Annotated in this window: 1 pseudogene; it reads left to right on the forward strand. The window is 58.5% G+C overall.

What is annotated here, in order from left to right:
• Positions 1-39: 39 nt before the first annotated feature.
• Positions 40-270 (forward strand): annotated as a pseudogene (locus tag AF337_RS03075) (SAVED domain-containing protein); the annotation flags it as partial.

Here is a 270-nt window from a genome sequence, read left to right on the forward strand (position 1 = left end):
GGCTCGGATTGCTCATAAAGGAGCTGTCACCGCCTCGAGAAGGATTCGCCAGAGGTCGTGCATGCCGCTTCGGCCTCCTATCAGGTCAGGGACGAGAACATCGACACGACGTTCAAACTCCCGGTGGTCCGCATGTCGCTCCCGACATTGGACTCATCCCACTGGTCCCAGGCGAAGCAGGACGCTCTCGCGCAGCAACTTCTCGATACGGCAAAGGCTCTCGAAGCCAAAGGTGTGACGACCATCCATCTCCTTTTGGCATGCCAGAAC

This window comes from Rhizobium ecuadorense (assembly GCF_001187535.1).
GTDB classification, from domain to species: Bacteria; Pseudomonadota; Alphaproteobacteria; order Rhizobiales; family Rhizobiaceae; genus Rhizobium; species Rhizobium ecuadorense.